Here is a 15,420-nt window from a genome sequence, read left to right on the forward strand (position 1 = left end):
AAAGTAATTTCAATGAAAATAATCATCACAATACTTTTAGTTTTTACGTTTTCGCTTGCGGAATCGCAAACATTGCAGCATAAACAGCCGGTCGCGTCAAAAGCGCAGAAAGATTGGCATGATATGGAATATTACCTCTTCGCCCATTTTGGTCCCAATACCTTTACCGGTCTGGAATGGGGCCTTGGAGATGAGAAAGAAGATATATTTAACCCGACCAACTTAGACTGCGATCAATGGTGCCGGGTTGCCAAAGCAGGCGGAGCGAAGGGAATTATCATCACGGCCAAACATCACGATGGATTTTGCCTGTGGCCAAGTAAATACAGTACACACACGGTAAGGGAAAGCAAATGGAAAGATGGAAAAGGAGACGTATTGAAGGAGCTGTCTACCGCTTGTAAAAAATATGGTTTAAAATTCGGCGTATATCTTTCTCCATGGGATAGAAACCATCCCGATTATGGTACAGATAAGTACAATGATGTGTATGTGAACATGACGAAGGAGATCTTTGCAAACTATGGCCCCATTTGGGAACTGTGGTGGGACGGTGCAAACGGAGAAGGCCCTAATGGTAAAAAACAGGTGTATGATTTTCAGCGGTTCGAAAAATTAGTAAGGAGCATCTCTCCCAATACCGTGATTTTTAGTGATATCGGTCCGGATATCCGTTGGGTCGGTAATGAAAACGGAATAGGTGGAGAAACAAATTGGAACACATTAGACACTGCGGGATTTACAAGAGATGCAGGAGCTCCGTCGACAGACACGCTGAAAAGTGGTAATGCAAACGGAAAAGTATGGATGACCGCTGAATGTGATGTGAGCATCCGACCAGGCTGGTTCTACCACCGTAGCGAAGATACTTTGGTAAAATCACCTGCTACACTTTTTAATTTGTATCTGAAAAGCGTAGGCCGCGGGGCGGACCTGTTGTTAAATATTCCTCCCGACCGCAGAGGGCTTTTCAATGAGCACGATTCGGTGGCATTAGTTGGTTTTAAGAAATTATTAGAGGAGAACTTTAGAAATAATCTGGCAAAAAAAGGAACGGGATATGTCGTATCGAACAACAGCAAAAAAATAATCAAAACATTAAATGACGGGATACCGGATAGTTTCAGTGCGACCACTTTGCCTCATTCGCAAACAATGCTTATTGAATTGGATAAGCAGCGAAAAATAAATTGCGTCGTGCTCAGGGAAGATTTATCAAAAGGCCAGCAGTGTGCAAAGTTCCAAATTAAGTTGAAGGATAAACAAGGTGGATTGATCAAAGAAATAAACGGTACCACAATTGGCCGTAAAAGGGTAATCAGCTTTCCATCGGCCGAAGCTTATAAAATCGAAGTTTCAATCACTGAACAAAAAAACAGCACCAGAATTTCCGAGATAGAAGCTTATCTGATTGACGAAAGACTCATCGAAAATTAAAATGTTTGAAATGTTAATTTTTTATCGGAAAAGAAATGGAAAATAACACTTATGATGCCATTGTGATTGGGTCAGGCATCAGTGGCGGATGGGCTGCCAAGGAATTATGCGATAATGGCATGAAAACGCTTGTTTTAGAAAGAGGTCGCAATATTGAACATATTAAAGATTACCCTACTGCAACAAAAGATCCCTGGGAGTTTCCGCACCGGCAACAGATGCCACTTAAGGCATTAGAGGAGAATCCTATCGTTAGTAAGTGTTATGCTTATGGAGAGGCAACCGAGCATTTTTTTGTCAAAGATAAAGAGCATCCCTACATACAGGAAAAACCCTTTGACTGGATACGCGGGTATCAGGTTGGTGGCAAATCTATTATCTGGGGGCGAGCCTGTCAGCGTTGGAGCGATTTTGAATTTTCAGCACCTCAGCGTTATGGATACGCAGTTGACTGGCCAATCAGGTATGATGATATTGCTCCATGGTATTCCCATGTAGAAAAATTCGCAGGTATTTGCGGTAATAAGGATGGATTAGAAGCAATGCCTGATGGCGATTATCTGCCACCGTTTGAAATGAGTTGTGTAGAATCCGATATTCAAAAGAAAATAAACGCTCGTTACAAAGACCGACACATGGTACATGCACGTTGGGCACATTTGACCAAACCTGAACCGATTCATTTGGAGCAAGGACGAGGACAATGTCAGGCGAGAGATCTGTGTTACCGTGGCTGCCCTTTTGGCGGATACTTCAGTTCTGTTTCTTCAACCCTACCTTGGGCAAAAAAAACGGGGAATTTAACCATCAGACCTTTTTCAGTGGTTCATTCAATCATTTATGATGAAGAAAAAGGGAAAGCCGTTGGAGTGAAGGTCATTGATGCCAACACAAAACAAGAAACGTTGTTTTATGCCAAAGTTATATTCCTAAATGCAGCCTGCTTAAACACAAATCTTATCTTATTAAACTCCACATCATCCCGTTTTCCAAATGGACTAGGTAATGACAATGGGTTGTTAGGTAAATATATTGCTTTTCACAATTATCGGGCAAGTGTTTTTGGAAGGGTAGAAGGATATGAAGATAAGTATTATTATGGTCGTAATCCTACTAATCCAATAATTGCTAATTATAGAAATTTGCATAAACAGGATACGGATTATTTAGGCGGCTTTTTGACTTTTGTTTTTTCAACCAGACCAACGCCAGGAGATGTTGATGGAGTGATTGGAGCTGATTTAAAAAATACATTAACAGAACCTGGTTCATGGGTTGCAGGAATGTATATGCAGGGTGAGACGATTCCAAAAGAGAGCAATCATGTAAGGTTAAGCAAAGACAAAAAAGACGCATGGGGGATTCCTCAACTTATTATGTCTGTAAGCTATGACGATAATGACGAAAAAATGGTAGCTGATTTTTTAGAACAATCCGCTGAAATGTTAAGTGCTGTGGGGGTAAAAGATATTCAAAAAAACGATAGTCACCGTGCTCCAGGTTTGGATATTCATGAAATGGGCGGCTGCCGTATGGGTCATGATCCAGAAACCTCATTGTTGAATAAATGGAACCAATTGCATTTGTGTAAGAATGTGTATGTGACTGATGGAGCCTGTATGACAAGTACTGGTAATCAAAGTCCGTCAATACTTTATATGGCTTTTGCAGCAAGAGCTGCTAATCATGCTGTTCAAGAAATAAAAAATGGTAACTTATAACGAAACAATTCAAAAATATGGATAGAAGGGAAGCTATAGGTAAAATTTCATTGATATTGAGCGGAACCATTATCGGAGCAGAGTTTTTTTTGTCAGGATGTAAATCAGATCCAAAAAAAATTAGCTATTTGTTTACCGCAGAAGATATAATTTTTCTTAATGAGGTAGCAGAAACTATTATTCCAGAAACGAATACCCCTGGTGCTAAAGCTGCCCAGGTAGGGAAATTTATGACTGTAATGGTCAACGATTGTTATAATCCTGAAGAACAGAAAATATTTGTAGATGGAATGACAACATTGAAAGAGCAGTGTAAAGAACAATATGGAGTGAATTTCATAGATTTAGATGCTCGTAAGAAAACAGAATTCTTAAAAACCATTATTAAGGAACAAAATAAAACAGCTAAGAATAAAGATATACAACCCCCGACTCATTATTTCAAGATGATGAAAGAGTTAACGTTACTTGGGTATTTTACCTCAGAAGTTGGTTGTACAATGGCCCGACGCTATATCCCGATACCAGGGAAATATATAGGTTGCCTTCCTTACAAAAAAGGAGACAAGGCCTGGGCCACCTAGGCCAAATAGACTGTAAGATCAGCGTGCGCTTTGTTTGCTTTCCCGATCGCCCTGGTGAATCAATTTACAGCCAGCGTTTTACCAACACATGTACACTTTAATGGCTACCCATTTCAGCTAACAAAAGAATTAACTAAAAAAACAACAAAACTGACAGTTTGTATAGTATTACCTAGGATACTTCTGTGGTCTTGCCTTAAATTAGATAAATAATGACGAAAAGAATTATTCTTTTATTTGCCATCATAGCGCTATTCAATACAGCGTCTATCGCTCAAAAAAAGACAATAGTAAAAAAGGCTTCTTCCACTATATTAAACAGGCCAAAATTGGTAGTTGGATTGGTGGTAGACCAAATGAGGTGGGATTATCTTTACCGGTACTATAACCGGTATTCAGATGGCGGATTTAAGCGAATGCTAAATGAAGGCTTCTCTGCAGAAAACACCTTTATCCCTTATACGCCAACCTATACTGCCTGTGGGCACTCCAGTATTTACACTGGTTCGGTTCCGGCCATTAATGGTATCATTGGGAATGAATGGTATGACCGGGAATCAAAACGTGGAGTTTATTGTGTCGGCGATACTACGGTTAAAACAGTAGGCAGCGGTACCGGAGCTGGTTTAATGTCCCCTAAAAACTTACTGGTCACAACAGTCACGGATGAACTTCGCCTGGCAACAAACTTTAAAAGTAAGGTAATTAGTATCTCATTAAAAGACAGAGGTGCAATTTTACCGGGGGGGCATGCTGCTAACGCTGCATACTGGTTTGATGGTGGAACCGGCAATTGGATCAGCTGTACACATTATATGACCCAGTTGCCATCATGGATAATGGATTACAATAAATTGAAGATGGCAGATAAATACTTTGAGAAAAACTGGAATACATTATATCCAATTGAAACCTATGACCAGAGTACCGCTGACAACAAAACATATGAAGGAAAATCAAAAGAAGAGCAAACCGTTACTTTTCCCCACCCTTTCAAATTGTATATCGGAAAGGATTATGACAGGATAAAAAGTTCTCCATATGGGAATGCAATGACGCTGGAACTGGCTAAAATGGCTATAAGTTCAGAACATCTCGGACAGAGAGGCCAAACGGATTTTCTTGCTGTAAGTTGCTCTTCAACAGACTATGTTGGACATCAATATGGGCCAAATTCAATAGAAGTTGAAGATACTTACCTTAGATTGGACCAAGAGTTGTCCCAGTTTTTCAACTATCTGGATGCTAAGATCGGAAAGGGAAATTATCTTGTGTTTTTATCTGCTGATCATGGGGCCGCTCACGTTCCAGCCTTTATGACGGAGAATAAACTTCCCGGAGGATTGTTCAATGAGGTTCCTGTTATGGCCGGTCTGAATACTGAAATTGAACAGAAATTCCAGGTTAAAAATGCGATTGTCACTTATACAAATAGTCAGATCTATTTCGATCATGGAGCAATTAAAGAGGCCAATGCTAGTTTGGAAGCTATAAAAGCTTTGACGGTCGAAAGGTTAAAAGAACAAGAGGAGGTTATGGATGCCCTGGATCTTAGTAAATTGGCCGGTTCTACTTTACCCGAACCGATAAAAAGAGCACTCACCAATGGGTACAATGCCCATAGAAGTGGTGATATCTATTATATATTGAAATCCAATTATTTTGAAGGCGGTAAGACAGGAACGACCCACGGCGCCTGGTATCCTTATGACTCCCATATCCCATGTATGTTTATGGGATGGAACGTAAAACAGGGAAAAACCAATAAAACCCATTACATAACTGATATAGCTGCTACCGTGGCAGCAATGCTTCATATTCAGATGCCAAGTGGCTGCATTGGTGAGCCTATTACGGAGCTAACAGGCAGATAGGTTATCCTATACAATAAAGGTAACCTTAATATGTCGGTGACCTGTTTTTTGAACTGTATTAAGATACTAAGTAAAAATATTCAGGGGGCGTTAAATTTCACTTTCTTTCAGTAAGGTAAGAAAGCGATCTGTTAACTTATTTTTTTGACTTGGTAGAAACCAGGTGTTTTTTCTTGGTCAAATAGTGTAAATCAGTATTGATTTCTCCATACGAAGACCTTTCATATGCGATGTTTAAATTAATACTATGATGTTATTATAAACTATAGAATTAATCGGTAGCTATATTTTGGTTAGCTGATGAATGTGGATAGGGTTATTTAACAATCCTTTGCTTGAGAACAGGGATAAGAATGAATAATTACGAATTCACCCTTACTGTTCTAACCTGCTTTCCAATAGTTCAAAAAGCTTGTTGTTAACAATGACGATCGGGTGGACACCCTATTGTTAAAATACCTTTTTATTGACGATAGGGAGTTGTTCTTCTTGTTTGCTGATTGTTGAAGAACAATAAGGAGCGATTAATAAATGGTTGTACTATACAAGACCAATCCGGTGATGTTGTTATAACCTGAGTTCGATAATTATTAGCTAAAAATCATATCTTATACACGCCTAATCCAGCTTTATCGTCCTGCTGAATTTATTTCAGCATCTTTTTAGCGTGAAAGACCCTGAAATAAATTCAGGGTGACGACCGCCTTAACTGAAAACTTGATTAAAACGTCACAAAGTGAGATTTAATAATCGAACTCAGGTTTATAACAAATGCTTTAAACCGCTCGGAACAACCTTGGTAAAAACAGGAATAATAGATATCACACTTACGATGAGCAGTAACATCCCAGTTTAAAATTTCAGGTTTAACCCCAATTGGGCATATCTGCTTTTTAGCTCTGCACCGTTAAACTTTGTGGCTGCAGTGGTATCATCAGTAAAATAGGCATAATCTTTTCCCGCAAAACTGGCCCCGTAAGTCATATTCAAAGTACCGTTAACTTCCAGATACCTGGTTATTGAATAAGCCAGGCGTAAGCTGCCCTCATACTTATAGGCCAATGCCTTTTGTTCAAAGCTTATGGGCTTTTTAAAGTCAGGGATCAGGTTCCAGTTTGCGCTGGCATAATATTTATAATATCCGCTCCTGATTTTTCCCGATATGGAAAATTTTCTTATCTGGTACTTTATGTTTAAGCCCAACTGCAGTCCATTCCAATGGTTCTTGTAATAAGAGTTTAAGCCTTCAGTTACCGGATTGTTCGGGTCTTCCAGCAGGTAAAGTTCCTGTACCAGATTATCGTAACCGATCAGGACATTTAACAGCAATTGATCACTTAACTCTTTTTTCAAAACCAGGTTCAGACTAAGGTGCTGAACATTTCCCTTGTTGCTGATAAAGGTTTCATCAAATACAGACTCCTTTCTGTTATCTTCCAGATAATCGGCATCGTTGGCTGCCCCGCTGTTAATTTTTCCATATAAAAAGTCAGCATTGACAGCTATTCTGGGTGTTAAGGCATAATCCGCACTGATGCTATACTGCGGCCCTTTTAAATTTCTCCATACCAGTTCAGAAAGGATGTTTGGCGCTTTCCCGTCAAGATTCCCGGCAATAGACCAGTTAAAATCTTCGTTAAACAGGCCGGTGCCTATAGAAACATTGAACTTTTGGTTCTGGGAGAAAGCCGCAATAGCAATGCAGTTAAGAATTATCGTTAGGAATATGTTTTTCAAAATCGGATTTTTAGATAAAATCCCCCATATAGCAAGTACCCAACTATATAGGGGATAGGCTAATATAGCTTAAAATCGGGTCAGGTTAAACCTTTGTGCCTGACTGGTTGTGTTAGATGTACCTACAACGATGTTGGTCGAGTTGGCTGTACCGCCACCACTTACCTCCATCCTTAGCCCAGGGGCATGTTTTGGTGCAAAGCTGAACCCTTCATTACCTCTATTATAGAGCTTGAATTTCTGGTTTTCAGCATTTGCACTTGTCCTGAATTCGACGATTGTCCCACTGGCTGTAGCGGCATCACGTACAGTCAGTACCTTGTTGGTATCCAAGAGCGATTTGATCTGATAATAACCGTGCACATCTTTCCTGAATACAAATTTTTGGTTATTGTTCGAGTGAGAAGGCCAGATGATCAGCCTTGTTCCATCAGCCGGGTTGCCTCCATAAATATCAAGGGATTTCGTACTGACATAAACCGGGGTAATTCTGTAAATACCGTTAACATCGGCCGGGAAGTATAGGCTTTTTAACCCTGCAATGTCTCCTGCAGATATCGATGCGCGTTGTCCGGAAAATGTGGTTCCATCCAGTTTCGTCATAGGTGGCTGGGTGCGATCTTTGGCAAAATCGCCCGAGCTGTAGAGCATAACCGACTGGAAATCGAAAGGACCATGACCGGCATAAGTAGGGAATATGTTATAATTATTCTCGTTGCCTGCGGTAACCTTTGAAATATCAACGATAACATACAGATCCCTGTCCGGCCTGCATTGCTCGTGCATGACGCCTAAAGAGTGCATCACTTCGTGCATCACGATGCCGACCATATTGTAGTTGTAAAGGTTAACCGTGTTTACGGTGTTTTTTCTCCAGCCAAGCGGTGAATTATTACCGCCTGATTTTACAAACCTGATATACTCAGGCTGAGTGGTCCGCTCAACAAAGCGGATACCTGTAGCATTGGTCAGGTTGTTAAATGCGCTGTTTATGGTGGCAACAAACGAACTGTGCTGGGCCGCTGTCATGGTGGTAATATCAGGATATTGATAATAAACCGTAGCACCTGGCCATGTTGCAGAAAAGTCCTGTGCAATGGTTGCCCTTTCCTGGGTAGAAAGGCTGCTTGTCAGTTTTTTCAGGGTATTGAATTGTTCTTTGCTCAGGATAATATCATCAGCATAATAATAGGTTCCGTTAACTTCAACCACGTGGTTGGTCCTTCCGTCGACAACCAGTTTGTGGATGGTTGAGTCGCCCTTTTTGATTGAACTGATCGCGTCGTTCTGTAAGGGGTCTGTAGTCTCGATGTCCTTCTTGCAGGCATAAAACGAGGTTACTACGAGCAGCGCCATAAGGGCTTTTAAAAATGATTTCATAAGAAAATGATTAGGTTTTAGGATATTGTTATTTGGTACTCTTTTTTGAAAAAATAGATATTTGGAAGTATTTAGGCCTTTAACTGTATTCCGCTGTGATGAATGAGATAACGAATAAAATAATTGACTGTCAGTATCCATAAGCGATATTTAGTTTTACCAGAAAGCTTGCCTTGGTCTTGGATGACAACTATCATTGATTGTTCGCAACGTTTCAACATACGTATCAAATTGTTAAACAAAAGAACAAAAACGAGTGGACTAGGTGGAGCAAAATCTTCTCTTTAAGGAGCAAAATCTTCCTTTTATTTACATAAGAAGGTAATGTTGGATTTAATAGAAAATTCTACTTAAAACACGACTTAGGGGATTCAAAAGACGAGCAATTATCCGGTACTAAATCTTAAATCAGGTTGCTGTATAAAGGTGTTTGATCTACTGGCACTAGGCTAGATGCTTATGTCCAGTTTCAATTGTGCTGTTTGTACTTTTCCAAATAAATTTAAACGTCTATCTGAATTTTAATTAAATTATATTTTTTAATGTAAAGAAAAAGTGACGTTTTTATTAGAAGTTTATATATTTTTGTTACAAATATTGACCCATCCCGGGGAGAGCAATCCAAATGTTCAAAATTAACGAGACCAAACATTTTTTTTATGTATTACTGTTGTGCGTTTTAGCTGAATATAGTCATGCACAGACACCGTATACTTTTAACCACCTGACCATCGAAGATGGGCTTTCCCAGAATTCAGTATTGGCAATTATCAAAGATCCACAGGGCTTTATGTGGTTTGGGACTACATACGGACTGAACAGATATGATGGACTGAATATAAGGCTCTTCAAAAATAATGCCGTACTTAAAAAAAATATCGTCTCGAATAACTATATAACCACTTTGGCGGTCGACGATAATAAGGTCATGTGGGTTGGATCTTTGAGCAGTTTGGATAAGTACGATCCTAAGAACGAAACGTTCATTCATGTCCTTTCAGATGTGAACCGGTCGAATTACCTTTATAAAGATCGTAATGGCACACTCTGGTTAGGCACTGATAATGGATTATTATATTCAACCGACAAATTTCACAATAGATTCAAAGCATTTGAACTTCCGATAAAAGGGCCATATCAGGTATTGACAATCTTTCAGGATCATTTCGGTCACATTTGGATAGGTACAACCCGTGGGCTGGTACGACTTGAAAATTTAAACGGAAGATACCGCTATGACCTTTTTATTCACTCTGCTGATCCCAGTAGTGTTAGCAGCAACGTAATAACCGCAATAGCTGAGGATAAAAAAAATAGATTATGGATAGGTACCAAACATAACGGTCTCAATCTCTACAATAGCCAGGGAAATTCTTTTAAGCACTATTCCCGATCCGAAAATAGTCTAAATATGCCTGGTATTGACAATATCCAAAAAATGATGGTGGACAAAAAGGGACAATTATGGATCGGCACACAAGAAGGGATATCTTTGCTCGATACCGAAAAGATGAGATTTGAAACTTATCTGCACGATTCCTCGGATCCGCTAAGCCTCGGAGAAAATTCAGTATTCGATATTTACGAAGATAACTGCGGCTCGATCTGGATAGGTACTTACTTTGGTGGCGTAGATGTAACTCATACCATCACAACCCCGTTTCAGGTATATCAGAATGATAAATATAGAAGCAGCATCAATAATAATGTAATCAGTGCGATTGCTGGAGATAAGCTTAACAATCTATGGGTAGGCACAAATGACGGACTAAATTATTTGAATAAAAAAACAGGCCGCGTTTCTATATTTAAGCATATTGACAAGTCTCCAAATAGTATATCTTCTAATGGAATCAAGAGAATTCTGGTGGATAGATCACAAAGGGTATGGGTGGGCAATTATCAGGGGGGCTTGAACCTCTTCAGGCCAGCAACAAATGATTTTATCCATTATCGCCATCTGGATGGTGATCCGATGTCATTGAGCCATGATAATGTAAACTGTGTAATTGAGGATAATAAAGGACAGCTTTGGATAGGAACCTCTATGGGCTTGAATCTATTTGATCCCAGGTCAAATAAATTTAAACTTGTTTGTACTAAGGAGATCAAGAAAAAAGAACTGATCACGGCATTGTTTGAAGATTCAAAACACAATATATGGATCGGTTCAGACGACAATGTACACTTATGGAACAGTGTTTCCAACACTTTTAAATCATTCATTTGGGGAAAAGGCCTCGGGCTTGTTAATAGCTCAGTTAATTGTTTTTATGAAGATAAAACAGGTGCAATCTGGATCGGGACAGATCATAGCGGACTGAGTGTTTATAATCCCGCAAAAAAAGATTTTAGGACGTTTTCCGAAAAAGATGGGTTACCAGCAAGTAATGTATTGTCAATATTTGAAGACAACAAAGGCTTTTTATGGCTAAGTACAGAGCGCGGATTGGTTAAATTTGACAAGCTGCATTGGACTTTTAGGGTATATAATACAAATGACGACCTCCCTGGGAATGTTTTTAATATCGGATCTGGTTTTAAGGACTCGGCTGGACAGCTGTTTTTTGGCGGGTATAAGGGACTGATCGGTTTTTATCCGGAACGGATTAGTATGAATAGCTTTAAACCCCATCTTATCTTCACCTCATTAAAAGTTTTAGACAAGCCTATTCAGATAAAAGGACCGGATAGTTTGCTAAAAAAGGCAATTGATCTGACAGATGAAATAACGCTATTAGCTGATCAAAATGTATTAACAATTGGATTTGCAGCCTTAAACTATATTAAACCGACAAAAAACCGGTATAAATATAAATTGGAAGGATTTGATGAAAACTGGAACGAGGTTGGAACGCCATCTGCATCCTATACGAATCTCCGCCCTGGAAAATATACTTTTTTGGTTAACGGCTCAAATAATGATGGACTATGGAGCTCAAAACCAGCTAAAATGACCATTAATATCCTGCCGCCTTTATGGAAAACCTGGTGGGCTTATATGATTTACGGAATCATGTTCTTTTCCGGTTCTTATTATATATATCGATTTTTTAAGAACAGAGAGAAACTTGAACGTGATCTTTTCCTGAAACATCTGGAAGCAGAACAACAACAGTCCTTATATCAGATGAAACTTGACTTTTTTACGAATGTTTCACATGAGATCCGGACTCCTTTAACGCTTATCATCGGTCCGATTGAAAAGCTCATCGATCTTACCCGTGAAAATGAGGTGATCAATAAATCTTTACAGATCGTTAGGCATAATACAGATAGATTGTTCAGATTAGTTACTGAACTTTTGGACTTCAGAAAAGTGGAATCTGATAAGCAGCCCCTTTATTTTTTTGAGCAGAATATCGTAAAATTTGCGGGTGATATTTTTCAGTCTTTCCAAAATCTTGCCGAAAAAAAATGCATAAATTACGCTTTCAAATCCAGTGAAGGGGAGATTTTGGCATATTTCGATAAGGATCAGCTCGAAAAGGTATTTTTTAATTTACTATCAAACGCATTCAAATTTTCAGATGAAGGTGACACCATTCACTTTTTAATTCAAAAGAACTTACCGTGCAACCAGATTGAGGTTATAGTTTCCAATGACGGAGAGGGTATTAATCAGGAAAATCTGGATAAGATATTCGATAATTTTTATCAGGTTAACGAACCTGGGCGTTATACAATAGGGACGGGTATTGGGCTTGCACTTTCGAAAAGTATCGTTGAGCGCCACCATGGGCATATCGATACTGAATCTATAGCGATAGAGAACGGTCGCTTTAGAACCTCATTTAAGGTAAAACTCCCCTTAGGTAGCGCTCATTTAACCAATGAGCTTTTGTTGGATAAAAATATAAGCAACAGGACGGTACAGGATCCTTCTTATCTATCCCTTCCTGTCATCGAAATGTCGGGTAATTATCTGAGCGGAGCTGTACCAGTTGATAAAACCTATACTGTTCTAATAGTAGAGGATAATGAAGAGCTAAGGGACTTTATCCAAGGATTACTTGATAAGAAATATTTTACAGTAGCCTGTCCCAATGGTGCGGAAGGCTGGGAAGCAGCAGTTTGGATCATTCCGGATCTGATTATCAGTGATGTAATGATGCCTGTTATGGATGGTCTTGAATTCTGTAGGAAATTGAAGACCGATAACAGAACTTCGCATATCCCGGTTATTCTGCTAACTGCCCGCGCCGCCAATATCCACCAGGTAGGTGGCCTTCAGAATGGCGCTGATGCCTATATCACAAAGCCGTTCAGCGATCAGGTACTGCAGCTCAATATACAAAATATGCTGGCGCTGAGGGCGGCTCTTCAGGCTAAGTTTAGCAAGCAGCTCTTTTTAGGACTGGTAAGCAATCCTTCGTCGAAGGATGAAGAATTATTGAGCAAGATTACGACCGCCGTTGAAAAAAACCTGGATAACCCGGAGTTTGATCTGACGCAGCTGACCTTAGAGATCGGAATGAGCAAATCTGTTCTGTATAAAAAAATCAAGGCGCTCACTGATGTTTCACTAACGGATTTTGTTAAAATCCAACGGCTTAAACGTGCAGCACTGTTGCTGCAAAGTGGGGAGTATACCCCAGCTGAAGTGACACACATGGTTGGGTTTAGTGACCCCAAGTATTTTAGTAAGGAATTCCGTAAACTATATAATGTCACACCATATCAGTACCTCCGTCAAAGTCCCTAACTGGGAAATTCGTGAGGTTGTCCAGTCTGCCGGATTCTGCTGAAGGCAGACAGCATACAAAGATGCGGACCGAATTTAATTGAAAGAGGGCTTTTGATTTAGTTTCCTCATTTTTTGTTGCCGTCCATTTCCCGTCAATGCAAATTCCGGCCAGCCTTATTTTAATCTTGATTGCTAAAAGATAAAAAAGGAAAATTTTACTCTTTAAAGGGAGGATTTTATACTGGGTTTTCAGCTCGTTTGACTTGTTTTGGTTTATACTTAATCATGAAATATTCCGACAAACCGAGTATAATTAATCTGTTATGAGCATATGGAGAACATCAATTTTAATCCTTCTTGGGAATAGTATTGCGTATTGGGCAAAAAAGCGTTTTAGTTTGCCCTTCGAAAAACCAAACGTTAACAATATTGGAATAGTCAATTACAATTTAGATTGGGAACCAATGCTATTAAAGACTAGCAAATGAACAAGAAGATATATGTCCTTGAAGACGATGAAGGGATAAGAGATGTTATTGAGATCGTACTGAACCTGGAATCATATGAAGTACAGAGTTTTCCAACCATTAAGGAGTTTCGGGCTGCAAACCATCATGCCGCTGATCTTTTTCTGTTGGATGTTATGCTTCCTGACGGGGATGGGCTGTGTGTATGCCGGGAGCTAAAAGAGGCGAGCGCTACAGCAGGCATACCTGTATTGTTGATGAGTGCGCATGCGGCACTGGATGTGCTGCATACAGACTATGGTGCAGTAGATTTTATATTTAAACCATTTAATATCGATGAGTTACTGCAAAAGATAAAAGCCAGGATTGTAATTAAATAGTCTTTGCTTTCAAAGGTGTTTAGACTTAGCACAGGAATCTAAGCTGTTGAGAATTATCTTAAGCAAATAGTTGAACAACAGCGCCGAATATCATTATCGTTTTTTCTGGTATTCGTAGATTATGGCAGTTTTTGTTAAAAAAAAGGAGGATTTTACTCTTTATTCGGAAAATTTTACTCCGAACTCTTTTTTCATAACTGCATTTTTGCAGTCTATGGGGCTAATATATTTCAGTTTCTACTGCATATAAAACGATGAAAAAATGGTACGGATAAAAGTATCAGCGATAATGTACAGCATACATCAACCGCATTGATGTAGCTGTAAAGGTAAACCGGTAGCAGGGATACTACCGGAGATTGTTCCGTTTAATTTAGGGTTCGCCGGGGGGCGTTCCCTAACTTTTTTGAAAGTTCAGAATAGTGCCCCAGCTTCCAGATCCAGAGCAGGAATTAATTTTCACTTTTTTACAAATATAAAGATGGTATATCCAGTGCAGATGAAAGATGATTTACCTGGCACTCTCCTTAAAAACAAATACTTAAATGAAATTTTATGCTACTTCCTCAGACTTTTTATTTTTCGATAAGCCCCATGCAATCAGACAAGGACAGGTTGTCATGATCGAAGAACATCAGGGGATAATTATTGATGACAACGGACAGAATATTGCTTTTGATGTACTTGAATGCGTGGAAACTGTTCATGTGGGAGCGGATATTTCTTTTTGTATTGCACCTCAGATCATGGACTTCGAGCTTCCAAAAATATCACTTCTTTACGTCGAAAACTAGTTGTATAACGCTGAAGAAAACAGGACTAATATTTTTAGTCCAGGAAGAAATTTTTAAATCAAAAAGGGAAAATTAAATAAAAACGTGAATAAAAATGGCCTTGTAAGAAAGTAAATACCAAACAGGGAAGAGTATTATCGGAAATGCGCTAACTACTTACATTACATATAAATATTTTAAACAATAAACTCATCTGATCAATACAATTAACCTAAACTAACTTAAACATGAAAAACACAAAATTTTTATCACTAACCATGGTATGCGCTTTATTTTTCTGCATATCTTCTTGTAAGAAAAACAAAACTTCTGAACAAACTGACAACAAAGCCGAAATATCAGCAAGTACTTTACAACAA

At 39.1% G+C, this 15,420-nt stretch carries 9 protein-coding genes; 7 read left to right on the forward strand and 2 right to left on the reverse strand.

Features of this window, described 5'->3' with window-relative positions; genetic code table 11:
• The first annotated feature begins 12 nt into the window (after positions 1-12).
• The 4 genes from AW17_RS13760 (at position 13) to pafA (ending at position 5,616) form a co-directional block, all read left to right on the forward strand.
• A complete protein-coding gene (locus tag AW17_RS13760; protein WP_036669930.1) occupies positions 13-1,437 on the forward strand; it encodes an alpha-L-fucosidase in 1,425 nt (474 codons plus the stop codon).
• A 35-nt stretch (positions 1,438-1,472) separates the two neighbouring features.
• The gene (locus AW17_RS13765) at positions 1,473-3,158 is read left to right on the forward strand and encodes a GMC oxidoreductase (RefSeq protein ID WP_029277333.1); all 1,686 of its coding nucleotides are present in this window, start codon (positions 1,473-1,475) and stop codon (positions 3,156-3,158) included.
• Positions 3,159-3,175: 17 nt separating this feature from the next.
• Complete coding sequence (locus tag AW17_RS13770) at positions 3,176-3,742, forward strand: gluconate 2-dehydrogenase subunit 3 family protein (RefSeq protein ID WP_029277335.1); 567 nt, start codon at positions 3,176-3,178, stop codon at positions 3,740-3,742.
• A gap of 212 nt (positions 3,743-3,954) precedes the next feature.
• Positions 3,955-5,616: an alkaline phosphatase PafA gene (pafA, locus tag AW17_RS13775; protein WP_029277337.1), complete on the forward strand. Its 1,662-nt coding sequence runs from the start codon at positions 3,955-3,957 to the stop codon at positions 5,614-5,616.
• An 852-nt stretch (positions 5,617-6,468) separates the two neighbouring features.
• Here the strand turns inward: pafA and AW17_RS13780 are convergent.
• Both AW17_RS13780 and AW17_RS13785 read right to left on the reverse strand, forming a co-directional pair.
• Entirely contained in the window at positions 6,469-7,353 is an 885-nt protein-coding gene (locus tag AW17_RS13780; RefSeq protein ID WP_029277339.1) for an outer membrane beta-barrel protein, read from the reverse strand.
• Between the two features lie 69 nt (positions 7,354-7,422).
• The gene (locus AW17_RS13785; protein ID WP_029277341.1) at positions 7,423-8,733 is read right to left on the reverse strand and encodes a M12 family metallopeptidase; all 1,311 of its coding nucleotides are present in this window, start codon (positions 8,731-8,733) and stop codon (positions 7,423-7,425) included.
• 625 nt (positions 8,734-9,358) lie between these two features.
• On the opposite strand from AW17_RS13785, the gene AW17_RS13790 reads away from it, so the two are divergent.
• The 3 genes from AW17_RS13790 to AW17_RS13800 all read left to right on the forward strand — a co-directional run bounded on the left by AW17_RS13790 (position 9,359) and on the right by AW17_RS13800 (position 15,061).
• Positions 9,359-13,438, forward strand: coding sequence for a hybrid sensor histidine kinase/response regulator transcription factor (locus AW17_RS13790; protein ID WP_029277343.1), 4,080 nt, complete (start codon positions 9,359-9,361; stop codon positions 13,436-13,438).
• Between the two features lie 466 nt (positions 13,439-13,904).
• Positions 13,905-14,267 (forward strand): response regulator transcription factor, encoded by a 363-nt coding sequence (locus AW17_RS13795; protein ID WP_029277345.1) that lies wholly within the window; start codon positions 13,905-13,907, stop codon positions 14,265-14,267.
• 545 nt (positions 14,268-14,812) lie between these two features.
• On the forward strand, positions 14,813-15,061 hold the full coding sequence (locus AW17_RS13800; protein WP_029277347.1) for a hypothetical protein: 249 nt from the start codon (positions 14,813-14,815) through the stop codon (positions 15,059-15,061).
• Positions 15,062-15,420 lie beyond the last annotated feature (359 nt).

This window comes from Pedobacter borealis DSM 19626 (genome assembly GCF_000708285.2).
GTDB lineage: Bacteria > Bacteroidota > Bacteroidia > Sphingobacteriales > Sphingobacteriaceae > Pedobacter > Pedobacter borealis.